This is a genomic window from Natranaerovirga pectinivora, from assembly GCF_004342165.1.
GTDB lineage: Bacteria > Bacillota > Clostridia > Lachnospirales > DSM-24629 > Natranaerovirga > Natranaerovirga pectinivora.
Window position 1 is genome coordinate 111,176 of the sequence record NZ_SMAL01000003.1, and the last position, 24,232, is coordinate 135,407.

The following is a 24,232-nucleotide window of genomic DNA, read 5'->3' on the forward strand; positions in this document are numbered from 1 at the left end:
AACATTTCCTCCTCATCTTAATAATGATTATCATTATCATTATTTTAACATAACTAGATTATTTGTCAAGTCTGAATTTAACTTTTAACTTGCTTTAGAAAAACAAATAAATTAAACTTTATGATATTTACAAAAATTCTATAGAATGCTAGAATTAAGAGGGGTGTTTTATCACTTTAAACTTACAGTGTATGAAAGTGATAAATTGTATATAATAGGGAGGTATTTTTATGAATGGTATTAAAAAGGGTTGGCTTGTTACTTTTGCTGCTACAGGTATTAATTTGGTTTTAGGGATGCTTTATATTTGGAGTATTATGAACAAAAATTTGGTTTCTAACTATAACTGGTCTAGCACTGAAGCATCACTACCCTATTCTGTCTGTATCGTTGTTTTTGCTTTTATAATGATTTTTGCTGGTCGATTACAAGATAAAAAGGGGCCTCAACTTAGTGCATTGCTTGGTGGCTTTTTACTGGGTACAGGATTAATTCTTTCTGGATTAGTCATTGAAAGCCCCTTTCTAATGGTACTTACTTACGGCGTAATGGGTGGCTCAGGTATTGGTGTTTGTTATGCTGCAACTACACCACCAGCTGTAAAATGGTTTCCACTTAACAAAAAAGGGTTAATCTCTGGCATCGTTGTTGGCGGTGTCGGCTTTGCTGCTGTTTATATTTCTCCTCTTACCAATTGGTTATTGACGTTATTTCCATTATCTACAACATTTATGATTTTAGGTGTTGGCTCTTTAGTAATTATCTGGACACTTTCTATTTTTCTTGTTAATCCACCATCTGATTATAATCCATATAAATCACAAACTTCAAAAGGTACCTCCTCAGGTTTAAAACAATTTGATTGGAATGAGATGCTAAAAACCTTAGCTTTTTATAAATATTGGATTATTTATACCTTTGCCGCTTCTGCAGGTCTTATGCTCATTGGTCATATCTCTCCAATCGCAGTGGCACAAGCAAACTGGGAAAAAGGGTTTTATTTGGTCGTTATACTGGCATTAGGAAACACAGGGGGAAGAGTAATGGCAGGTATCCTCTCAGATAAGATTGGCTACACAAGATCCTTGCAAATAGTTTTAATCATTCAAGCTCTCAATATGTTCCTATTTAGTCAATTCGTCAATACAATTACTTTAGGCATAGGAACGGCCATTGCAGGGCTAGGCTATGGCGCTTTATTCTCTATCTTCCCAGCAATCATTGCTGACCACTATGGTACAAAAAACCTTGGTGTTAACTACGGACTACTCTTTACATCCTTCGGTGTTGCAGGAATCATAGGACCATTACTAGCAGGCTCCATACTAGACGCAACAGGCGCTTACACCTTATCCTATATTCTTTCAGGCGTATTACTATTAATCGCAACCTTACTGACACTCATCAAAACCAGTGTCAACAATAAAATACCTGAACAAATTGCTAAACTTCCACAATCATCATAAACAAGCATGTACAAAGAACTAACTTGCTTTTAGTTTAACCCGTAGCCGACACAAAGTACTTCAAGGAATATATAATATAGTTGGCGTCGACCGGCTGAAAGGTAAGGCAGCCAACTATATTATATATTTCTTGAAGTACGACTTTCTCAAACAATAACACAAATAACTCAAAAAAAGTGCTATGAATTCCATAATTCAAAGCACTTTTCATTTCTAATATCCTTTTCTCAAATTATCAATCAACTCATTAGAAATCATATCATTACCTTCAATTGCAGCAACCATATTTTCCACATCATAAGGCACTTCTACAATGTCACACGTAACCTCATTATGATCAATATCAACAATAACATACACCCCATTAGCATTGCCTTGCTTTGGCTTACCTGTAGAACCCGCATTTATAAAATGCTTATCTTCCACCTTTTTATAATAAGGCAAATGGGTATGACCACTAATAATAACATCTGCGTGGCTTTCCTTTGCTAAAAGATCTAATATCTCAGAATCTTCCTTCATATACTCTTTATTGCTTCTAGGGCTACCATGAACCAACATTACTTTCAATGCCTCTGCCACTATAACCATTTTTTTAGGCAATCTTTTTAAATATTCTCTATTCTCATCTGTAATGGTTAAATTCGTAAAAACACCTGAAGCACTTCCTTGAATTTCACTTTCAGACATTTTACCAATACTCTCTTCAGTTGGTTTTGACCCCAAGGCAATCTTTTCATCATGATTCCCTTGAATGGTAATAATATTATTACTTTTAATCATCTCAATGACTTCATTTGGGAAAGGCAGATAGCCTACTAAATCTCCTGTTGAAACTATAAAATCTACATTTTTATCTTTAATATCTTTTAAAGTACTTTCTAAAGCAAATTTGTTACCGTGTATATCACCTATTACTGCAAATTTCATCTTTATCAATCCTTTTACTTTAAGATTTCTTCTAGTACTTCGCCTTTTACTTCTTCTGGTTTCCATTCTATAATGGCAAGATTTCCATCTGATATGTCATTCACTTTATTAATCCAGTTAATTTCATTACTAGCTTTTGCCTTAAGAATTTCATTAGTAGTATTTGTTGCATATAAACTTTGATTGATTACCCACCACTTACTACTAATGCCTGCTCTTGCTAAATCATCTTCTAATCTTTTAGCTTCAAAAACTGGCGTGGTTTCAGCAAGGGTTACTATGATAACTTCCGTTTCATTGTGATCCCTTAAAGTGGGAAGTAATTTTTTAATAGATTCTGGAATATCTCCTTGAGAGCGTTCTATCTCTTTATGATAGCTTTGAGTAGAGTCTAGTAACAATAAAGTATGACCCGTTGGTGCAGTATCAATGACAACAACTTCATTTTGAGATTTATCTACAATTTCAGCAAAAGCCCTAAAAACAGCTATTTCTTGAGTACAAGGAGATCTTAAATCTTCTTCTATATACTCTAAATCTTCTTTACTCATTGTTTTACTTGCTTTACTTAAAACATCTTTTTTGTATTTTTCCAATTCTTCTTTTTCATCAATACGACTTAAAGTGATACCTTCTGCTTCTTCAAGAACGAATTTAAGATGTGCAGCTGGATCCGTAGTTGTTAAATGTACTTTCTTACCCTTTTTGGCTAAACCTAAAGCAATGGCAGCGGCTATAGTTGTTTTTCCTACGCCACCTTTACCCATTGTAAAAATTACTTTTTTATCTGTCTCATATAAATCTTCAATAACATCTTTTAATGCTGGTATATTATCAACATCTAATTGATCATCACTATATACAATTGTATCTTTCGTTAAAAATGATCTGATATTCTCTAAACCAGTCACATTGTAAGGTCTTAATGGTATTTCATAGGTTTTTATATTTTTAAGATGCTCTGGTATCGTTTCTAATGCCATTTGTTGTTTATTAAAAATATTTTTAGATAAGCTATCGTCATGGGATGTTAAAACCCCATTTATAATGAGAACTTGGTTTTTAACGCCTATCTCATATAATTCTTTTGATGCTCTTTCTGCTTCTTTTATTGGTGAATTCTCTGGTCTAGACACAAGAACCAAAGTTGTTTTAGAACCATCAGCTAATGTTTCTACAGCCTTTTTATACATTTCTTTTTTGTCTTCTAATCCTGCTAATTGGCCTAAACAAGATGCACCATGACTGCTTTCGCTAATAAAATTCGTCCATGCAGATGGCAATTGTAGCATTCTTAATGTATGTCCCGTAGGCGCTGTATCAAATATGATATGGTCAAATTTTTCTTGCACTTTTTTATCAGTGATAAAATTTGAAAATTCATTGAAAGCTGCTATTTCAACAGTACAAGAACCAGAAAGTTGTTCTTCCATATTATTGATTACTGCATCTGGCAACTTACCACGATAAGGCGAAATAACACTTTCTCTATATTCTCTTGCTGCTTCTTCTGGATCAAAGTTAGCAACTACCAAATTTGGGATAGCTTCTATTTCAACCCCTTTATTATTAAGCTCTGTTTCAAATACATCTTGTAAATTAGAAGCAGGGTCCGTACTTACAAGCATAATCTTTTTGCCTTGGTCAGCTAAATTGACAGCTGTAGCACAAGCAGTTGATGTTTTACCTACACCACCCTTACCTGTATAAAACAAATATTTTGTTAGATTCATTTCGCTTATACTAAATGATTTTCTCAAAAAAACACCTCTTCCTAACAACATCCATCTCCGCAAGAACATCCTGGGTCATCATCTTCATCATCACAACCACATCCACATCCACAACTATCATCGTCGTCACAACACTCTTCATCATCACAGCAACTTTCTTCAACTTGCCCTTGTAATTGATCCACTGGTATATCTAAAATTTTTGAAAATTCTACATTGGTTAAGTATTCCTTTGTTTTAACCACTTCACCATCAACTAAAGTAATTGGAAGAACATCTATACCTTCTTTGTTTAATAAATCATTTACGGTTTTATTGGTAATAAATATTTCTGGATTGGTACTAAGACCATTTCTTTCTACTTTAATGCCTTTTTTATCTAAATTATTAATAACTGTAGAAACTCTTAATAACTCCGAATCCACTGAAGGACCACATACACCTGTTGAACAACACATTGCTGGATCAAAAATACTTATTTTTTTCATTTTTATAATCTCCTTTATTTATATAATTAATATTTTTATTTACATTGACATTCATCTTTACAGATACAATCCTCTGTATTGGTTATGGTATTCATTAAAAACAACACCAGTTTATTGGCATTGGTATGATCTAGTGAATAATGACACCATAAACCATCCTTTCTACATTTCACTAACCCACATTCCATAAGAACTTTCATATGGTGAGATAATGTAGGTTGTGTAAAATCAAACTCTTGTAAAATATCACAAGCGCATTTTTCGCCACAAGATAATATATCAATTATTTTTAGTCTATTTGTATCAGATAATGCCTTAAATATCTTAGCATTTATTGTATAATCTTTTTCCATAATTCACCTCTTATATAGACAACCATCTATGTATATTATAGATAATTATCTATGTACTGTCAATGCAAATATCTAATTTTACAATTTCTTAACATCTTCTATATATACTATGTTCTATATAATAAAGTGTGCCCTTGCTTAAGAAAGAAACTTTATACAAAAAAATGATAGCTTATACCAACGCTATCATTTCTAATTATTATATTACTAACTCTGTAAATCATACCACTTAAACATTTTTGTCCCTAATAAAAATAAAACAATGCTAACGCCTAATAAAAGAATTATTTCCATAGGAAATTCGAAGATGCTTTTTCCTGAAATCCAAACCCCTCTCATAACATATAAGCCATGAATGATTGGATTAAATATTTCAGCTAAGGTTTTTATTCTTTCTGGAAACATTTCAGGAGGTAAAGCCATACCACCTAAGAACATTTGAATATAAAATACTATTAATGCAACTGATTGATAAATACTGCTTTTGTTAAAGACACTACTTAAAAAGAAAGCAAGCGCAAACTGAAATATATTTATTATTAGAATTATAATAATAACATTGATAAGATTGTTATAGGGCAAGGTCACACCTGTTGTTATAACAGCAGTAACGATTAGAGCCATTATACCTATAAATTGAAATATTAATACAGCTACAAATAGTGTTCCTGCTACTTGAACGGGTTTATACCCCATTAATTTATATTTTATAAAAAAGTTATGCTCTTTATGACTTACAAGCATTTGACCAAAAACCAATACAATGGTGTTGGTGATAACAATTGGGATATACGCAGGTAATAAAAAATAAACTGCATCAAAACTCCCATCATAAAACAATTCTCCTTCTAACATATTGCTAAAGAACAAATACATTAGAACTGGAAATGCCACAATAAAAAATATATTTAAATACTCTCTTATTTGTAATTTAAATTGATATATCATTAAAGCTCTTAATCTACTCATGGACAATTCTCCCTTCTTCATCTAATTTATACCCTGCAATTCTTAAAAAAACATCTTCTAAAGTTGGAGATTTAACCACTAAATTGTTAATGCCTACCTCATTAATCAATTCAGTTAGAACTTTTTCTTCCTCTCTCGTTCTAATTTGATATCTTCCATCTGTTAATGTAATGGCATTGTATTTCATTAATTTAAAGCTGGCTTTATCATCCTTAATTTGAAACTCTATGATCTTTTCACCATTAGAATATTGCTCTATTGCAGCACTAACACCGCCCATATATGCCATTTTACCTTTATCTAAAATAATAATTCGATCTGCTAAATACTCTATTTCATCTAAAAAATGACTGGTTAGTATAATGGTTACATTTTTCTTTTGATTGATTTCTTTTAATACTTCCCAAACCTTTCTCCTAGCAACAGGATCTAGCCCTGAAGTAAGTTCATCTAAAAAGACAACTTCTGGTTGATGAATTAAAGTTAATAATATAGAAAGCCTCTGGGCCTTACCTCCTGATAAAAACTTTACATAATTGTTTTTTTCTTCTATCAACTCATATTCCTCTAACATTAAATCAATATCCACATCACTATTGGTTAACTTTTTATATAATTTACAAAGATCAATCACTTTAGCTTTGCTTTCATAAAAACTCTTTTGCATCTGTACCCCAATATGGTCATACAAACTTTTGTGATCAAAAACAAATTCAACAGCCCCTGCATCTGGCTTATAAATATCAACCATTGAATTTATTAAAGTGCTCTTTCCTGCACCATTATGTCCTACAATCCCAATAATCTCTCCCATATTCACATCAAAAGAAATATTATCTAAAGCAACTTTGTCTTTAAATCTCTTGGTTAGTCCACGAACTTTAATCATCTCTTTAATCATAAGAATCTCCCCTTTACTAAAATCAATTAAATATCTTACCTATATCCTACCATTATAAATGATATTCGTTAAGATTTTTCACACCTCAAAACAGAGTGTTTAGACCCCAAATACCTATTTATATTCCAAGAAACCAATCTAAGGCACACTCACGTATCTTCAAGTTTATTTAAGAGATAAGTACTTAATTTGGCGTCGACCGGCTGAAAGGAAAGGCAGCCAAATTAAGTGCTTATCTCTTAAATAAACAACGGATAACAAAGAAGAGCGTATAAAAAAGTCTGCCTAATAAAAAAGACAGACTAACCCTTTAACAAATGAATTTTATCCTTAGTAATAAGAGCATTCTTACTCTCATCCGTTTCTTTAAAATAAATAATGTAAGAAGAATCTCCATAAGGTTCAATTTTACTCACATTTTTCAAATTCACAATATAAGACTTATGGGTTCTAAAGAAATTCTTAGGAAGCTTACTTTCAATCTCTCCTAGATTAGAACGGGTTGTATAACTCTTGTCATAGGTATGAACAAGAAGATCTTTATTATCCTTTTCAATATAATTGATTTCTGCCATATTAACAAAAATATAATCCTGCTTCTCCTTAATCATTAATATATCATTGTCTTTTAACGAAGCTTCAAATTTATCACTATGGGATTCTTGAATGATTCTCTCCACATTTTCACTTACTCTAGAAAAATCAATAGGTTTTAAAATATAATCATAAGCTCTCATCTCATAAGAGTTAAAAGCATAATCTTGGAAGGCTGTTACAAAAATAATCTTAATATCACTATTAAAAGACATCATAAGTTTGGCAGCTTCCAAGCCATCCATAATAGGCATATCGATATCTAAAAAGGCCACATCAATATCGTTTTTCTTCACAATAGAAAGGGCTTCCTCTCCATCTTTCGCCATATGTATCTCTTTTACTTGTGGATTTTCTTCTATGACTTTTTTTAACACTTTAACTGTATATTGGTCATCATCACAAATCAAAACATTAATCAAAATTAATCCCTCAATTCTACTTCAAAAGTTATATTGTCTCCATTTTTATAAACTTGAATTTTTCCTTTGTATTGTTCTACTAAGTCTTTGACAATACTAAGACCATATCCCCTCCCACTCGAGGCTTTTGTAGAAACCCCTTGAGTGAAAAAATCATCCACGTTTTCTCCGTTTTCTTCATAGGGGTTAGTAATTTTAAAAATATATCCATCTAATTTTTCCCTATGCTCTAAGTGAAAGTAAATTCTTTGTGGTAAGTGATTGTGGGTAAGAATATATTCTATTGCATTTTCTAATAAATTTCCTATAATACTAGCAATATCCCAAGGTGTTATATTTTTTAGATTCACTCTACAATATTTTTCTACAATAAATTCTATCCCTTTTTGATTGGCCAGTTCTTTTTTTGTATTGACTAAGGCTGTTAAACTTGGGTTCCCAAGACGTAAAAAATGTCCAGTAAAACGATAATTATTTGCTATGCCTTGAAGATACTCTTTTGCCACTTCAACCTCTTCTAAGATTAACATTGACGTTACTGTCTGAATATGATTGATGTGATCATGACCTTGTTGACGCAAAAGATCTATTAAAGCTTCTGTATTTTTTAGGTCTGATTTAATCATTGCAAGTTCTTTATCCTTTTTAGAGAACTTAAATATCTCACTTAACCTTTTCATTTATATCTCCTAATTTCTCAGTAGGTTTATTTGTTATATTAATTATGTATAAGTATATTTCATTTGTCAATAAATCCTCAGAACAAAGTGACTTCTTCACTCTAAAACAGATTTGCTAACTTCTTATCTGAAGTCACCTTTGTTCTTGCGCATCAAGCTTTTTCTAACTTTGTTAGAAAAATGCAGCGCTTTTCATCAACTTATTACGTAATAGGAAATAAAACTTTCCTATTACATAATAAAAAGGGATAAATAGAAAATCTATTTACCCCTTAAGTACTCATTTATTTTTTTCTGGTTAAATAACTACCAATACCCCCACCTACAACAACTAAACCACCTAATAAGAAGTATATCATATTATTTTTTGATTCTTTTTCTTCTGCTTGTGATAATGTATCTTCACTAACACGTGTAATAATCATCTCACCTTCTACACCATCTGAAACAGTAGTTATATCTGCCACTGTAGTAGCATAAGGGAGTTCTCCTTCTGCAAACTCAAATACTATATCATCTGTTGTAGGTATAAGGTCTCTTGCCGGATCTGTGACTGTTGGCTCCATCATAGTTGTAGCCATAAAACCTTCTACTACTTTTACTTTATCATTTCCTATAATACTATATATATATTTTGCATTTTCTTCAGTGAATGGCGTAATACCTACTTCAACATAATTATCAAATGGTCCTGTATGGGTTACCATAAATCCTTGCTTGCTTATATCCTCGCTTTTTTCTTTAAATAAGACTATATCTAACTCTCGTTGTCTTTGAAGTATACTCTCATCAATTTTTCTATCTTGCACTGGTGAGAAACTGGCCTGTCCGGTGAGTCAGGTGCTATTAATAATGCTCTATCGCCAACATCATAGATATATGCAGGCTCTTGGCCTGACATAGAACCAGAACTTCCATTCCCTTCATTAGCAAAGGATGCACCAGAAGACATTACCAATAGAGATACACCTAGTAAAACTGTTTTTATTAATTTTTTATTCATCATATTTATTTCCTCCTTAAGATTATGTTTTTATATATGAACAATTGTTATGTTACATAAACTTCTTCACATTTTATTTCCCTTTTATAATACTAAGCTATCCCCCCTTTAATTTCTTTTACAATACTTTGACGGGGATCAATCGAATTTGGTTCCAATTATACTTTAACAATACTTGGTAGATTTTTATATACAAAATTATGTAAGAAAGATATAATTATATGAGAGTCTCATTAAGGAGGGATTGGATGAATTTTGATTATATGTTATTGTTTCATTTATTATTTTTAACAATCATCATCTTAAGTTTATATCATTTTACAATTAAAGCCGTCCATATCCAAAAATATAATTTTATTCTCGTCGTAGAGAGTATGCTCTTTAGTGATGTTCTAAAGTACAAAGAAAAACTACAAAAGGAAGATATCTTTTCTTTCCATAAATATGATATTTGGAGATTTATAGAGAAAACAAAAACAGTGTTCATTTAAACTCAAGAATAACAAATCATACTGGAGGTTAAATAATGAACACTATAATGAATATATTACAAAATCTAATTGCTTTTATCAATCTATCAATTGGTGATGTTGGACTAACAATTGTGTTAATCACTTTATTTATAAAAATTATTTTAATGCCACTTTCTATCAAACAAAAAAACAGCATGGATTCTCAAAAAGAAATGGCTACTGAGATGAATCGACTCAAAGAAAAATATAAGGATCAAAAAGAAATACTTGATCGAGAATTGTACAAATTAAGCGGTCAATATGCAAGTGGTATGATGGGGTGTTTTTTGTCCTTTATACAATTGCCAATAATGTTATCTCTTTATAGAGCCATTATTAGTATGCCTATGGAGATTCCGACAACTCTTTTATTACCTTGGATTAGTGATTTAAAAAGCCCTGATACTTATTTCATTATACCAGTTATAGCTTGTATCATCCAACTGTTACCCAATGTGTTCGGTCATATTAAAATATTTAAAGATATTCCATTACCAAAATCAAATAAATCTATGCTTATGATCACACTATTAATAAACGGTATTTTTGTGTCCCAGGTTCCTGTTATAATCGGTATCTACTTTATAACATCTGGCCTTTATACTTTTTTTGAACAATTGATTTATTACTCTACTAAAGTAAAAAAGACTAGGTAATAAGATTTATTATATGGTGGAGAGCCTCAACAGGGATAGCTTAATTCTTTTAAGCTATCCCTGTTGAACTATCCTAAATACACTTCTACATCATAACGCTCTTTTTTATTATCCAATTCAATACTCTTCTCATCAATCTTCACACCATCTACAATAATATAATCAATCTTCTTATGAACCCCTTTAGGGTTTTTAATGGTGATATGATAATAGGTATTGTTGAATCTGTATCGCATCTCATATTCCTTCCAGTCTTTTGGAATGCAAGGGTCTATTACCAATCGATTGCCTTTTTTCTTTAATCCTAAAATCTCTTCTAATCCTACTCGATACATCCAACCTGATGCACCTGTATACCCAGTCCATCCACCTCTTCGCATATGATGTGGTGTTGAATAGACATCTGCAGCTATAAGATAAGGTTCTACTTTATAATTAAAACTTTCTATTGCAGTACTTGTATGGTTAATAGGATTGATTAAATTGTATAGTTTTTGTGCTTTATCCCCATCACCCATTGCTGCAAAGGCATTGATAACCCAAGTTGCTGCATGGGTATATTGTCCACCATTTTCTCTTACACCTGGTACATAGGATTTGATATACCCTGGGCTTAAGTTACTGTTGTTAAATGGTGGTGTAAATAATAGAATCATCCCTTCATCTTTTTTAACAAGGTGCTTTTCAACAGATTCCATTGCCATTTTTTGTCTATCTTCTGAACCTGCTCCTGAGATTACTGCCCAAGATTGGGCTAAGGAGTCTATGGTACATTCTGAGTTTTCAATAGAACCTAATGGTGTACCATCATCGAAGTAAGCTCTTCGATACCATTTACCATCCCAAGCATGTTCTTCAATAGATTTGCCAATTTCTTTAGCAATTTCTTTGTACCTTTTGCCTCTTTCTTCATCCTTCATTATTTTGCAAATGGAATCAAATTTGTTTAGGATATAGTATATAAACCAACCAAGCCATATACTTTCCCCTTTGCCTTTATTACCGACGGTGTTCATACCATCATTCCAGTCACCTGAGCCCATAAGTGGAATGCCATGTTTACCAACTTTTATACCTCTTTCAATGGCTCTAATACAATGGTCATAAACTGTCCCTTTTTCTTCTGAAATACTCGGTATACCATATCGTTCATCTTCACCTTCTTCTAATAATGGTTCTTCTAGGAAGTGAACAACTTCATCTAAGATACTTTGATCTCCTGTATAGTTGACATACTCTGTGGTTACAAATGGCAACCATAATAAGTCATCTGAAAAACGTGTTCTAATGCCTTTGTCTCCTGGTACTGGATGCCACCAATGTTGTACATCTCCTTCTACATACTGATGAGCACAATGAAGCAATATTTGCTTTCTAGTAGCTTCAGGTATAACTGCCATTACATTCATGGAATCTTGTAATTGGTCTCTATACCCATATGCACCACCTGATTGATAGAAAGCTGATCTTGCCCATATTCTACAACCAAGGGTTTGATAAATGAGCCAATTATTAATTAATAAATCCATAGATTTATCTGGTGTTTTAACTTGTACAGTATCTAATAGTTCTTTCCATCTGTCTGTCACAGAAACTAAAGCATTCTTACAATATTTTATATCTTTATAAGCCTTGCTTACTCTAGCCACTTCTTCTTCTGACATTTCCCTACCTAATAAGAAAACAAGTTCTTTTTCTTCATTAACATCTATTTCTATACTTACTTGAATGGCACCACAAGGGTCTAAAGCTGCTCCCACTCTATTGGATAAACTTACTCTGTCTAAAGCTTTTGGACTTTTCGCATCGCCATTTTCACCTAGAAACTCTCTTCTATCTCCTGTATAGGACTTGATTTTTTCTGATGTTGATAAATACATAATCTGATTTTCAAAATCCATATTGTAACTGTTTTTTATGCATAGACAGCCTTCATTATTCATATAAGTCTCAATAAATTGTTTGGTTACTTGTTCATTAACCCCTATTACTGGTCTTACATAGTAAGTTAATGTAATGTTTCTTTTTACATCGGATTCATTTTTTAAGTGTATCAAACTTATTTTTATAGAGTCATCTTTTGGCACAAACATCGTTTGCTTTTGTTTTATACCATGGCTATAACTATCAAAACTAGAATAACCAATACCATGGGTCACAATATAATCCTCTGTTTCTCTTATAGGTGATGGTGTTATGCTCCACACCTCTCTATAATCATCATCTCTTAAATAAACAACTTCATTAATAGGGTCAATAACCGGATCATTAGACCAAGGTGTTAATTTATTTTCTCTACTGTTATCCGCCCAAGTGAATCCTGAACCTCTTTCTGTAACAGTAAAACCAAATTTTTCGTTGGCTACAATATTGGTCCAAGGGGCAGGCGTGTTTTTACTTTCAGTAAGTTTGATAATATATTGATCCCCTTGGCTATTAAAACCACCATAGCCATTGTCATAAATAAGTTCTATTGGTATTTCTTTTTCAATCTTATACTTATAGCTGTCTAATTCTTTATAAACAATATTTGCTGGATACTCCACTTCTTCCATTTCTATTTGCTTTTGTAATGATCCATTTTCTTTGTTTATAATCATTCTTGCTACAGCATAGAATAAGATCCTATCCTCTTCAGGGATTATAGAGGCATTACGTACATATATACCTCTCATATCGTGTCCAACTTTTGAGAATATGGTGTCTTGTATTTTATCTTGTAAAGGTTGTAAATAACTTCCTTCATCCTCATTTAGAATCAATAGATCAATATTTAAACCTTTCATTCTAAAAAATTCATGGGCGGATAACATTTCTTTTATAATATCAATATCTTCTTCACTCTTAATAACAACAAGAACAATTGGCAAATCTCCTGAGATACCATAAGCCCATAATCCTGGTTGTCCTTTTGTATTTTTCTTTATGACCTCTTCATATTTTTCCTTTGTAGGACTTAAAAACAAAATATGTTTAATCATTTCTTGATAAGTTGTGATTTGTTTTGCCGTCAATCCCAAGTAAGAGGCTTCTATAGAGCTACGAGTAAGTGCTAAACTAGCTGATTGTTCAAAGGATACTTCTTGATATTTTTTTACCACGTCTATTGCTTCTTCTTTTGAGTCTACTATAGATGTAATATAAGTGACATCCGCTGATTGTCCTGGTTCTATCCTAACACGTCTTCTAAGACTCATAATTGGATCTAATACAGGTCCAGTTGTATTGGTCAAACTATTGTTTAATGCCACTGGTTCTGCAATATTCTTTCCCCTACCTATGAATTTTTCTCTATTGGTTTCATATTCTAATGGTCCTATAATATTGCCATCTACTACAATACTATGGGACATCCAAATATGATTTTTCTCATCTACCCGTGGGCGTCTTGATGCAATTAGACTATTATACTCCGGCAATGCTTTTGTTTTTATAAATAAATTACTAAATGCCATATGAGCAATATCTGCTGCTTGAGTGGATAATACAATTTCAAAATAACTTGTAACCTCTAATACTACTGATTCATCAGAATGATTGATCAGGGTTACTTTTCTCATTTCCCCATTATCTTCTGGGGTCATTATAATTTGAGTATGGGTTTCTATGTCACCATCTTTTCTTATATATTCTGCTTTATCAGGTGAAAACCTTACAGTGTATTTGTTTCCTTTATTATTTAAAGGATCTGACGTTGCTGACCAAATTCTATTTTCATTAACATTTCTTATAAATATAAAATTACCAAAGTTACCTGATAGAGCATCATCTCTCCATCTATATAGTAATAAATCTCCTTTTTTACTAAACCCAGTGCCTCTATCTGTAACCATTAAAGAATAATTGCCGTTGGATAACATATGACATCTAGGTAATACCTCTGATGTATTATTAAACGCTCTTGTATAGTAAATATTCTCTTTTGTCATATTTCCTAATGGTTCTATTTCTTCTTTTATTTCTTTTGTAATAATGGCTCTTAGAGGTATTTTTTCTTGCAATAAGGTTTCTGCTGATTTCATAAAGGGATCTGAATGAAATCTTGTTTGCATTATATTATTGTTTAAATAATTATCAATAGAGATAAGTCCCATACCTTGATGATGTGCCATATAACTTTTTACAACACCTTTGTTTTTGCCTTGTGGTACTCTTTCAGGTGTATAGTCAATGGCTTCGTAAAAACCATATTCCCCCTCTACGCCATCTTTAATCAATCTTTTAATATTAATCATTGAATGCTCTGCATCTACAGGGAGTGCTAAAAGTGTAGAATAAGGAGATATAACCATATCGTTTTCCAAGCCTCTTTTAAGCCCTAAATCTGGCACACCAAAGGCTCGGTATTGATAATTAAAATGCATATCAAACCCATAATACCCTGATTCAGAAACACCCCAAGGAACATTTCTTTTTCTACCATATTTTTGTTGTGCTTTAACTGCAGTAATATAAGTTTCATCTAGTAAAGTATTATTATAATTCTTCATTACCAGAAGAGGCATCAAGTATTCAAACATTGTACCTGTCCAAGACACTAAAGCCTTGTAGCCATCTATTTTTGTTAATGCTCTACCAAGCTTACCCCAATGTTTTTTAGGTATTTGCTTTTTAGAGATAGCAATATAACTTGCTAGTCTAGCCTCTGAAGCCAACAAGTCATAACAAGAATTGGTTAGTTTTTGTTCATCTTCATTGTATCCTATTGAAAAAAGATTTTGCTTTTTATCATACAATGGGTAAAAGTCTGTATCATCTATTAATTTTTCTAATCTCGTTACCAAATCTTTTATCGAGGTTATCTGTTCTTCTATTTTCTTTTGCTTTCTATTAATACTATTTTTTAGACTTTCTAAATCAGCTTTTTGTCTTTGATTGCTTTTAATCTCCTTGTCAATGGTATAAATCATCTCTTTGTATTTATCTTTTAACTGACTAAAAGAATACTCATTTAACTCATTAATATTGATCCTTACTATGGATAAATCACTTTCTATAAAGTATTGATTTATTTCTCTTTCTACATCTTTTAATAAATTCTTACCTTTATTAGATTTTATATTATTAAGACTATCTACTAAAGTTCTCCAATCCTCTATCGTTACTTTTTCTTTTTTTATTAAAACATCAATAAATTCAACACTGGCATCTGGATCATACAATAGGATTGTATCTTTTAACCCATTTAAGATGTTTTGATCTAAAATAGGTTTTTCTACAAACTCTAATAACCCTTCTTTTAAAGCAATAAGAAAACCTACAAAGTTCCCACTATCTACTGTAGAGATATAATGAGGTCTTAATTTTTCTAATGTATTGATATTGTACCAGTTATACAAATGCCCATTCCATTTTGGTAGTTTTTCTATGGTTTCTATTGTATTCTTCACATAGTGATTTAATTTTGTTAATGTAATAAACCCAAAATCCCTAGCGGATAAAATAGCCAATAAATGAAATCCAATATTCGTAGGAGATGTTCTATTGGCAACACCATTAGGGGGATCTATTTGCAAATTGTCCGGTGGTAAATAGTTATTGGCTTCATTAGAATAATCTTCATAGAAATCCCAAGTTTTTCTTGCCAGTCTTTTTAAGATTGTTTTGTCATTATCTTCAATTCTATTGCTTGACACATTTTCTTTACTAATGGCATACGCAACAAAAGGTGAAATCAACCATAATAAAGCAATTGGTAAAACATAATAAACACTTGCATTGTTACCTAATGCAACACCAACAACAAATAGTAGGGCAATGATTACTGCAGATTTCATTCTGATAATAAAACTTATAAGGTCATTGTTTATTTTTTTCTCTGTTTCTGCTGCTGTTGTCCATTCTAATAAATTTTTCTTAGAAATGTAGACACGGTATAATGTGCGCATAATACCTTCTAACATCATATAGCCCTCATATGGCAAAAATATAAAAGCTAAAACCCGCTGATATAAAACACCTTTAAAGCCACATGCTACTTTACAATTCATTCTCCTAGTTATATGTTTGTACCCTTTATTATTAATGCCATTGAGAATTTCTATCACCAAAGGAAATAATATTGTGAATAATGCAAATCCCAGCCAACCCCCAGTATTTCCTGGAAATATGGATAAACCTAAAACAATAAGTAGTAAAGTACTCACTGATACCAAACTTCTTCGTAGGTTATCTATGATTTTCCACTTTGATAATTTTGAAATTGGATTATTGACAATGGTTCCTTCTTTGTTTTTCACTTTATTACATAGCCATCTTACAAGTTGCCAGTCACCTCGTATCCATCTATGTAATCTCATTATATAGTTGCTGTATTTAGATGGATATCCATCAAGTAATTCAATATCTGAAGCAAGTCCAGTTCTTAGATAACTGCCTTCTAATAAATCGTGACTTAATACGGCATTGTCTGGTATTGTCTGGCTTAAGACTTCATCAAAAAGTTTTAAGTCATATATCCCTTTCCCCGTAAAAATACCTTCCTTAAATGAATCTTGGTATAAATCAGAAGACGCTGTAGAGTAAGCATCTACGCCACCTTGTCCTCCATAAAGATTGGTAAACTTTGTTGCATTGACACTTTCTATATCAAGGGCAATTCTAGGCTGGATAATGCCATAACCCTCTTTTACTATTTTTTTGTCCTTATCTAATATGCCTCTATTTAGAGGATGCGCAATGGTTCCAATGAGTTTTTTTGCCGTTTCTAAAGGCAAATAGGTGTCTGCATCTAATGTTATAACATATTTAATCTTATTAATAAGACAAGTTATATCACTAGATATGGTTTTAAAAGATGTGTGGTCTGAACCTAATAGAAGTTGATTAAATTCTACAACAGCACCTCTTTTTCGTTCCCATCCCATCCATTTGTTTTCTTTTTCATTAAATTGTCTTTCTCTAATGAAAAAGAAAAATATATTTTTATCTATGGAATACTTTTTATTAAGCTCATCAATGGCTGTTAATGCAGCTTTTACGATTTCTCCATCTTTTTCTTGAACCTTATCCTTACTATCTTTAAAGTCTCCTGCCACAGCATAGTAAAGATGATCACTTTTATTGCCCAAATAATATACTTCCAACTTTTTTATTAACTCATCAACAGCTGCAATACTTGTCAGCAGTGCTGGAATAATAATAACGGTGCTATTTTCCTCTAATATACCATTGTCCAAGTCTAGTTTGGGTAAAAAAGTTGGTTCTACATTATTGATGTAAATCCAATTAAGAAAAGTAATCACAATTTCACTAGCTGGTATAAATGTTATTAGAAAAACCAATGCACTTATCCACAAATTTTGAGAAACATTGAAAGTATATCTACTAAATAATAAAGATATTAAAATAGTACAAATAGTGATTGCCCAAATGTATACAGAAATACTCTTCTTTTCTTTTATTGCTCCTTTATAAAAATCCTGTAATAGTAGGTTTCTACCTTTATCAATTATATAATAGCCAACATGTTGTTCCTTATAATTTTGTCCTGCTTTAGCTAGTTCAATGGCTTTTTTAGCCAATTGAATCTCTGTAACTTTATATTTTAAAGAAAGTCTTTCAATTTTTCTTCTATAATAATCCCTTGTTTCAAAATCCATTTTAGAATATATGCCCATTGGATCTTCCACCAATATTTTTTCAATTGTTGATAGGGCTTCAAATATATGATTCCAATCTAAACGGGCTATTGTATTTAAACTAATGATGGCATTCCCTATAGAATTTTTACTTAACGCTTGAATTTTATGTTCATAGTTTATTACTTCTTCAATCGTGGTATTGAATTCTCCTAGTTTGCATTCTATAAAATGAATGGCTTTTCCTGAATCATTATCTTCCTTTCTAAGTCGTTTTAATAAAAATTCAATATAAGAACTATTGATTTCATTCTTATGAATTATTTCATTAGTAATTTTATTTACTAACCCATTATTGTCATTATTAAAATCTAGTTCTTCAACCTTCTTTCTTTGTTCTTGATTCTCTTTAATATACTCACAAATATTCCTTATTTTTTCTATTAAAGATATTTTAAATATTAGACCTAAAGACCAAATCTCTCCAATGGAAAGCTTTTTATAGCTTTGATATTCATTTATAAAATTAATAATGATATCTTCTTGTAAAGATGCATCTGTATGGGAAACAATTTCTAGAGCAATTGAATAGACCCTAGGGTATCCTTTTAAATAGCCGCTACTTAATAGTTTTAAATTTAAGTTTTTATCCACTTTACATTGGTTAATGATAGATTTGTACTGTTCCTCTACTTTATAATAATTATCTAAAAGCCATTCTGAAGCAGGGCATAATTCATATCCCTTTTTATTCTCATTATTTAACCCTTGATAAACTGTAGTAATTAAACAGAAGTTATACTTAAGTCTTTTTATCAAAGACTTAAGATTTCCAAGTTCATTTGTGATATTATGATTTTTAGCTAGTTCTTTTGCTAAGTCATATAGATAATCTTCATTTAACTTTATGGCTTCTATATCAACTTTATCATAACTATTCAGTGTAGTCATTCTATTAAGTAACATAGTTTCCATCCCTTCAACATTATTTGCACAAAGTGTTTATTCCTTTGTCTTTAGTATTTTTTTGACTTTATCAATGAATTGAGTGGATAACTCACTTGCATATTCTTCAGAATCACCTTCTGTAAATATATTAAATATGGAACGTTCATTATCAGGTAATATCAATGCCCACCCCTTATCATTGTTTATCTTAACCCCTTCAAACAACTCTAATCCACAATCTCCATGGTTGATGATCATTTCCTTTATAACACGGCCTTTGTCTCTCCACTCACATTGAATTTCTTTCTTAATCATATAGAACTTTGGTATTTCTCTAATTAAGTCCCCTATATTAATGTCCTTACTGGTAATAAAATCAATGATTTTACCTACTGCTAATATGCCGTCATACTGAAGTACATATTGTAGAAATGCTATTTTATCATCGTACTTAAACATTTCATTCATAACGTCAGCTGGAGATGTTTTGGTTCTAATAATCTCTCCACTATAGTTTTTTGCTAAATTCTCAATGGTATAGGTTGCTGTATAAGGCACAATGATTTTTCTGTAGCCTAATTTCAACAATATTAAAGTAGACAAACTGATATACATTTCTTCATTAATAATTCTACCTTGCTCATCAATTAATATGAATTTTTCACCATCATCACTATAAACAATACCTAGCTCTGCTTTTTCTTTAATAACAGTATTTGAAATTTCTTGTACTAACGAACTTATATTATTATATTTCTTTGAACTGTACTCACATTGAACCTGACAACCTATATACTCTAAAAATTCAAAGGCAATATCCATAACATTTTTATTCATAGAGCTTATAATAACCTTTGGATTTCTTCTTTTTATTTGTGAAATATCACTTATTAGATTTGAGCCATTTTTTATATAAAGGGCTGAGAAATTTGCTATATCCACATTATCTTTTATTTTTTCGCCACTACATCTTCTAAAGTCATCTCTTACAAATAAATTCTCTATTTTTCTTTCTGTGTTTCTATCAATATTGCTACCATTTTTATCTGTAAACTCAATATGAATTATATTTTTATTAAATGGACTCACTCTAATATGAATACCACCATCAGCGTTATAGTATCTCACAGCATATCTATTCATCCCCATTGTTGCATTTTTAATATCAATGGTACTAGATCCTGTTGATAAAACACCAGATATTATAGAGTTTTTTATGATATTACAACTATAGGATTTATCACTTGTAACAACAATAGTAGAATCTGTATCAAGGTTTGAAGCAAAAGCTGAGCCTAACCTTGAAGAAAATTCAGGCGTGATATCTATATTAATTTCTCCTGATATATCCCTATTCCCAAATATAGTTTTGGAACATTTTGTTCCCCATATAATATGTTGATTTACTATCATATTTTCTTCAACCAACTTATCTGGCCATATTAATGTATTAGGTTTTACCGTGGCATTTTTTGAAATTTCACAACCATTACCAATAGAAGTATGTTCGTATATATTAACATTTTCTTTGATTTGTACATCACCACATACAGTTGTGCCACTAAGATGAGCATTCGTTTCTATCTTTGTATTTTTCCAAATAATACTTCTCTTTAAATTCACCCCTTCACCTATCACACAGTTTTCTCCCACATAAGTGTAAGGGTTTATTTCAGCAAAGCTCTCAATGGTACAATTTTTACTTATATAAATAGGGGGTAATAATGTTACATTTTCTTTTATTTTTGTCCCTTCATCTATCCAAATGCCTTCTTTTATTTCTTTGCATTGTATTGGAACATTGACTTTTTTATCTAAAATGTCAAATTGGGTTTTCATATAAGAATCCAAGTCCCCAATGTCATTCCAATAATCCTCTGTTATATAACCATATAAAGGGATATTATCTTTTAGTAACTGTGGAAATAAATCTTTACTAAAGTCAAATTGATCTCCTTTACTATAGTAATTAAGAACTTCTGGCTCTAAAATATATATTCCTGTATTTACTGTGTTGCTAAAAACCTCAGACCAACTTGGTTTTTCTAAAAACCGAATAATCCTACCATCTTCATCTGTAATAACAACGCCATACTCTAAAGGCATTTCTTCTTTTTTTAGAACCAATGTGGCTTTAGATTTTTTTTCTTTATGATATTGAATTGCTTTATCTAAATTGATATCTGTTAAAGCATCACCACTTATGACTACAAAGGTATTATCAAGTAAATCTTCTGCATTTTTAACACTTCCTCCGGTTCCTAGCGGCGTATCTTCTATATAATAATTTAGATTTACCCCCCATTCAGCTCCTGTATGAAAATAATCCGTAATAACTGTTGGTAAATATGCTAATGTTACGCCTATATCATTTATATTATATTTTTTAAATAGCTCTATTGAATATTCCATTACAGGTTTATTTAATATGGGAACCATAGGTTTTGGAATGCCACAAGTAAGAGGCTTTAATCTAGTTCCTTTGCCACCTGCCATTATAATACCTTTTATTGGTTTAATAGTAATCTCCTCCTTTTGTTATGAAGTAGAAAATTTTTCATCTAGTTATTTTGTGATATTTATCTAAAAATATGTATTCGTATACAATAAAAAAAGACGCATCTTAAAGATACGCCTTTATAATTAGACTTTCATATTATTCAAAATAGTTTTCTATCATTTTGACAACTGTCTTTGCCATGTCTTCCCATTTGTCTGTAATGATTTTTGCATCTCTTTCATTATCTGCAAAACCATATTCAAGGATATAACTATTGGTATAGGTATATTTATGTAAGGCATAATAATCCATTGAAGTGAAACTATCATCTTTTCTATTCCAGACTCTAAAAACATCAATGCCATGTGTAGAAAGGGCATTAGCTAGATCCCATGCAAACTCAACATTTGCTGTTCTGTTATAAATAACCTCTATACCTTTGGCAGTCCCATTAAACCTATTAATATGATTGCTAATTAAAATTTCAGGTTCTATATAATTAATTATAGCACATCTATCAAATAAAGTTATATACTCATCTTCATCTCGAGTAAGTATCACTCTGATATCACTGTCTTTTAATAAATCCCGTTGTTTTAGTGTAATTTTTAATACCATATCTTTTTCATCCCATAGATTATTGGATCCTCCACCTCGATCCATTCCTCCATGTCCTGCATCTAATACAATTATAGGTCTTGTATCATCAAAAATTAATTTTCCTATATCATCTCTAATGAGTTGGAAATACTCAATACCATTATTATCATAGATATAATGTACTTTTATCTTGTCCTCTTCACTTATAATTTTATATTCTACCCAAGATACTTCAATCCATTTATATATATTTATTGTTGGTAATTTGATTTTTATTTTATATTTTTTGTTGTCATTTACACTTTCTAATCTTTTTTCAATTACTATAGCACTATCATTTACCCAATTCAATTGACTATCTACTTCATTATATATATTAGATGTTAACATAACACTGTCTTTTTGAAATACATATACCAAACTTCCTAAGACCACTATAACAAGAGTTAAAACCCCAATTAGTATAACTGATAAATTGTTGTTTTTCATACCATCATCCTTTGTGATAAATTTCAAACCACATAAATACTTATATATCTATTAATTTTTATTCAATTCTAAGCATTTTTTTTAATGAAAAACCAACTTTATGTATTTCCTCTTTGTTTAATATAACACCTTCATCTGGCCTTATATTCAATTTGAATATAATTGCAATTTGTCCTACTTCTTGTTGGAATTGTATTCTATTCATTGGTATACTAGATTCAAGTATTTCTGATAGGATCTCTGCAGTAGCCTCATGTCCTACAGCTGAAATAAACCCATTTTCTTTCACGTATACCTTAGCTGTCTCAACATCAATATCTTCTACTGAATATAACCCATTGGTTGTAACCACAACACCATTAAATAAAGCTATTGGCTGTTTCTTATTATTAATATCAACCCCTCCTCATTAATTTCTCTTCCTTTTATCTTATCAAATAAGGTATTTTATTTCAACTTACTATTATATTACAGGTTAATAAATTTTTAGTTACAAACAAATACTCTAAATGTTTCTTTTATTTATTAAAATTTAACCTCAAAAAATAATCTTTTTATGTTATTATAAAGATAAACGTTTAATAATTTTTCAATGCAAACTAAATAAAAAGGAGATTCTTATGTATACAAAAACAAATCTTATCAATGATTTAGAGAGATTAAATATAGATAAAAATGGTACTTTACTTGTCCACTCATCAATGAAAGGTATTGGCAATGTAGACGGTAATGCAGCTACAGTTCTTAATGCTTTATCAGAATACATGGAAAATGGTTTGCTCGTATTACCAACTCACACTTGGTCCTATATAAATGCTGAGAACCCTAATTTTTATGTAGAGAAATCTGAATCTTGTATTGGTATTTTGCCAGAGCTTTTTAGAAAACGACCTAATGTCTATCGTTCTTTTCATCCAACCCATTCAGTTGCAGCCCTTGGTAAGGATGCAAGGGATTTTATTAAAGATGATCATAAATATGATACACCATGTGCAAGAGGATCATCCTATGGTAAATTGTTAGATAGAAAAGGTACTATTATGTTATTAGGGGTAGATTTAAGAAGAAATACTTTTATTCATGGAATTGAAGAATGGTTGGATATTCCAGGCAGGCTTACAGATGACCATGAGCAACTATACACCATTCTTGGTGATGGTACAAAAATTTCTGTTCCATCCAGAAGGCATTGTGGCAAATCTTGGTCTCTACATTTTTGGAAGGTGAATGATATATTACAAGAACAAGGTGCTATGTATTATGGTACCTTTGGGGATGCCTTTGTTCGTATCTGTGATACTGTTAAAGTAACAGATATCCTAACTCGCATGTTAAAAGTCAATCCTGATCTATTTTCTGATGATGAACCATTAAATGAAAAACTATATGAAGGTATATTCTAATATAT

The 24,232-nt window shown here is 31.1% G+C and carries 18 protein-coding genes; 4 read left to right on the forward strand and 14 right to left on the reverse strand.

Translation table 11 applies throughout. The annotated features are described in order from the left end of the window. The first annotated feature begins 230 nt into the window (after nucleotides 1–230). A complete protein-coding gene (locus EDC18_RS05285) occupies nucleotides 231–1,466 on the forward strand; it encodes an L-lactate MFS transporter (protein ID WP_132251040.1) in 1,236 nt (411 codons plus the stop codon). Nucleotides 1,467–1,679: 213 nt separating this feature from the next. On the opposite strand, the gene EDC18_RS05290 is transcribed toward EDC18_RS05285, so the two are convergent. The 10 genes from EDC18_RS05290 to EDC18_RS05335 form a co-directional block, all read right to left on the reverse strand. Continuing rightward, on the reverse strand, nucleotides 1,680–2,396 hold the full coding sequence (locus EDC18_RS05290) for a metallophosphoesterase family protein (RefSeq protein WP_165878486.1): 717 nt from the start codon (nucleotides 2,394–2,396) through the stop codon (nucleotides 1,680–1,682). A gap of 14 nt (nucleotides 2,397–2,410) precedes the next feature. Next, nucleotides 2,411–4,156, reverse strand: coding sequence for an arsenical pump-driving ATPase (arsA, locus tag EDC18_RS05295; protein ID WP_132251044.1), 1,746 nt, complete (start codon nucleotides 4,154–4,156; stop codon nucleotides 2,411–2,413). Nucleotides 4,157–4,170: 14 nt separating this feature from the next. Continuing rightward, nucleotides 4,171–4,617: an arsenite efflux transporter metallochaperone ArsD gene (arsD, locus tag EDC18_RS05300; RefSeq protein ID WP_132251046.1), complete on the reverse strand. Its 447-nt coding sequence runs from the start codon at nucleotides 4,615–4,617 to the stop codon at nucleotides 4,171–4,173. A gap of 35 nt (nucleotides 4,618–4,652) precedes the next feature. Further along, nucleotides 4,653–4,970 carry an ArsR/SmtB family transcription factor gene (locus EDC18_RS05305; protein WP_132251048.1) on the reverse strand — a complete coding sequence of 106 codons (318 nt, stop codon included), beginning with the start codon at nucleotides 4,968–4,970 and terminating at the stop codon, nucleotides 4,653–4,655. A 207-nt stretch (nucleotides 4,971–5,177) separates the two neighbouring features. Then, nucleotides 5,178–5,939, reverse strand: a complete 762-nt coding sequence (locus tag EDC18_RS05310) for an ABC transporter permease (protein ID WP_165878487.1) — start codon at nucleotides 5,937–5,939, stop codon at nucleotides 5,178–5,180. Next, nucleotides 5,932–6,840: an ABC transporter ATP-binding protein gene (locus EDC18_RS05315; protein ID WP_132251052.1), complete on the reverse strand. Its 909-nt coding sequence runs from the start codon at nucleotides 6,838–6,840 to the stop codon at nucleotides 5,932–5,934. The genes EDC18_RS05310 and EDC18_RS05315 overlap by 8 nt, the downstream gene beginning before the upstream one ends. 302 nt (nucleotides 6,841–7,142) lie before the next feature. Next, entirely contained in the window at nucleotides 7,143–7,856 is a 714-nt protein-coding gene (locus tag EDC18_RS05320; RefSeq protein ID WP_132251054.1) for a LytR/AlgR family response regulator transcription factor, read from the reverse strand. A 2-nt stretch (nucleotides 7,857–7,858) separates the two neighbouring features. Continuing rightward, nucleotides 7,859–8,536 (reverse strand): sensor histidine kinase, encoded by a 678-nt coding sequence (locus tag EDC18_RS05325; RefSeq protein ID WP_132251056.1) that lies wholly within the window; start codon nucleotides 8,534–8,536, stop codon nucleotides 7,859–7,861. Nucleotides 8,537–8,820: 284 nt separating this feature from the next. Beyond that, complete coding sequence (locus tag EDC18_RS05330; RefSeq protein WP_132251058.1) at nucleotides 8,821–9,345, reverse strand: hypothetical protein; 525 nt, start codon at nucleotides 9,343–9,345, stop codon at nucleotides 8,821–8,823. After that, nucleotides 9,294–9,542: a hypothetical protein gene (locus EDC18_RS05335; protein WP_132251060.1), complete on the reverse strand. Its 249-nt coding sequence runs from the start codon at nucleotides 9,540–9,542 to the stop codon at nucleotides 9,294–9,296. The genes EDC18_RS05330 and EDC18_RS05335 overlap by 52 nt, the downstream gene beginning before the upstream one ends. A 245-nt stretch (nucleotides 9,543–9,787) precedes the next feature. Here EDC18_RS05335 and EDC18_RS05340 point away from each other — a divergent pair, with 245 nt between their 5' ends. Together EDC18_RS05340 and EDC18_RS05345 are read left to right on the forward strand one after the other, a co-directional pair. Beyond that, a complete protein-coding gene (locus EDC18_RS05340; RefSeq protein WP_132251062.1) occupies nucleotides 9,788–10,030 on the forward strand; it encodes a hypothetical protein in 243 nt (80 codons plus the stop codon). 35 nt (nucleotides 10,031–10,065) lie between these two features. Next, a complete protein-coding gene (locus tag EDC18_RS05345; RefSeq protein ID WP_132251064.1) occupies nucleotides 10,066–10,707 on the forward strand; it encodes a YidC/Oxa1 family membrane protein insertase in 642 nt (213 codons plus the stop codon). Between the two features lie 68 nt (nucleotides 10,708–10,775). Here the strand turns inward: EDC18_RS05345 and EDC18_RS05350 are convergent, their stop codons facing one another. The 4 genes from EDC18_RS05350 to EDC18_RS05365 all read right to left on the reverse strand — a co-directional run bounded on the left by EDC18_RS05350 (nucleotide 10,776) and on the right by EDC18_RS05365 (nucleotide 23,218). After that, nucleotides 10,776–19,253, reverse strand: a complete 8,478-nt coding sequence (locus EDC18_RS05350) for a glycoside hydrolase family 94 protein (RefSeq protein WP_243115066.1) — start codon at nucleotides 19,251–19,253, stop codon at nucleotides 10,776–10,778. Nucleotides 19,254–19,289: 36 nt separating this feature from the next. Next, complete coding sequence (locus tag EDC18_RS05355; RefSeq protein WP_243115067.1) at nucleotides 19,290–21,731, reverse strand: sugar phosphate nucleotidyltransferase; 2,442 nt, start codon at nucleotides 21,729–21,731, stop codon at nucleotides 19,290–19,292. Nucleotides 21,732–21,891: 160 nt separating this feature from the next. Next, nucleotides 21,892–22,824, reverse strand: a complete 933-nt coding sequence (locus EDC18_RS05360; protein WP_132251068.1) for an N-acetylmuramoyl-L-alanine amidase family protein — start codon at nucleotides 22,822–22,824, stop codon at nucleotides 21,892–21,894. 58 nt (nucleotides 22,825–22,882) lie between these two features. Beyond that, a complete protein-coding gene (locus EDC18_RS05365) occupies nucleotides 22,883–23,218 on the reverse strand; it encodes a YddF family protein (protein WP_132251070.1) in 336 nt (111 codons plus the stop codon). 226 nt (nucleotides 23,219–23,444) lie between these two features. Between EDC18_RS05365 and EDC18_RS05370 the strand changes: the two genes are divergently transcribed. Continuing rightward, nucleotides 23,445–24,227, forward strand: coding sequence for an AAC(3) family N-acetyltransferase (locus EDC18_RS05370; RefSeq protein WP_132251072.1), 783 nt, complete (start codon nucleotides 23,445–23,447; stop codon nucleotides 24,225–24,227). Nucleotides 24,228–24,232: the final 5 nt, after the last annotated feature.

Excerpts from the sequence above, each read along its gene's own strand:
- EDC18_RS05285 (WP_132251040.1), top strand. The coding sequence starts at position 231 with ATGAATGGTATTAAAAAGGGTTGGCTTGTTACTTTTGCTGCTACAGGT.
- EDC18_RS05290 (WP_165878486.1), bottom strand. The coding sequence starts at position 2,396 with ATGAAATTTGCAGTAATAGGTGATATACACGGTAACAAATTTGCTTTA.
- arsD (WP_132251046.1), bottom strand. The coding sequence starts at position 4,617 with ATGAAAAAAATAAGTATTTTTGATCCAGCAATGTGTTGTTCAACAGGT.
- EDC18_RS05305 (WP_132251048.1), bottom strand. The coding sequence starts at position 4,970 with ATGGAAAAAGATTATACAATAAATGCTAAGATATTTAAGGCATTATCT.
- EDC18_RS05310 (WP_165878487.1), bottom strand. The coding sequence starts at position 5,939 with ATGAGTAGATTAAGAGCTTTAATGATATATCAATTTAAATTACAAATA.
- EDC18_RS05315 (WP_132251052.1), bottom strand. The coding sequence starts at position 6,840 with ATGATTAAAGAGATGATTAAAGTTCGTGGACTAACCAAGAGATTTAAA.
- EDC18_RS05325 (WP_132251056.1), bottom strand. The coding sequence starts at position 8,536 with ATGAAAAGGTTAAGTGAGATATTTAAGTTCTCTAAAAAGGATAAAGAA.
- EDC18_RS05335 (WP_132251060.1), bottom strand. The coding sequence starts at position 9,542 with ATGATGAATAAAAAATTAATAAAAACAGTTTTACTAGGTGTATCTCTA.
- EDC18_RS05340 (WP_132251062.1), top strand. The coding sequence starts at position 9,788 with ATGAATTTTGATTATATGTTATTGTTTCATTTATTATTTTTAACAATC.
- EDC18_RS05345 (WP_132251064.1), top strand. The coding sequence starts at position 10,066 with ATGAACACTATAATGAATATATTACAAAATCTAATTGCTTTTATCAAT.
- EDC18_RS05350 (WP_243115066.1), bottom strand. The coding sequence starts at position 19,253 with ATGTTACTTAATAGAATGACTACACTGAATAGTTATGATAAAGTTGAT.
- EDC18_RS05355 (WP_243115067.1), bottom strand. The coding sequence starts at position 21,731 with ATGGCAGGTGGCAAAGGAACTAGATTAAAGCCTCTTACTTGTGGCATT.
- EDC18_RS05360 (WP_132251068.1), bottom strand. The coding sequence starts at position 22,824 with ATGAAAAACAACAATTTATCAGTTATACTAATTGGGGTTTTAACTCTT.
- EDC18_RS05370 (WP_132251072.1), top strand. The coding sequence starts at position 23,445 with ATGTATACAAAAACAAATCTTATCAATGATTTAGAGAGATTAAATATA.